This window comes from Enterobacter sp. ZOR0014, from assembly GCF_000798855.1.
GTDB classification, from domain to species: Bacteria; Pseudomonadota; Gammaproteobacteria; order Enterobacterales; family Enterobacteriaceae; genus Enterobacter; species Enterobacter kobei.
In genome coordinates this window covers 1-305 of sequence record NZ_JTLF01000222.1, presented here as the reverse complement: position 1 = coordinate 305, position 305 = coordinate 1, and the positions used below count along the sequence as shown (strand labels likewise).

Below are 305 nucleotides of genomic sequence, written 5' to 3'. Positions count from 1 at the left end.
GGGACATAGTGAACACTTGTTCGGGGACATGGTAGACACTTACAACTAAGGCATAAGAACCCGTTTATGGAGTCACTTATGCCCTGGGATGCGAGAGATACCATGTCATTACGTACCGAGTTTGTACTGTTCGCCTCGCAGGACGGGGCGAACATACGTTCGCTGTGCCGTCGCTTCGGCATTTCACCCGCCACCGGCTACAAGTGGCTTCAGCGCTGGGCTCAGGAAGGCCTCTCCGGCCTTCAGGACCGGCCCCGCGTGCCTCATCATTCCCCGAACCGCTCATCTGACGACATCACCGCGCT

Annotated in this window: 1 protein-coding gene; it reads left to right on the top strand. The window is 57.4% G+C overall.

Annotated elements, in window-relative coordinates:
* Positions 1 to 78 precede the first annotated feature (78 nt).
* A partial coding sequence (locus tag L977_RS11650; protein WP_047625799.1) for a helix-turn-helix domain-containing protein occupies positions 79 to 305 on the top strand: 227 nt, incomplete at its 3' end.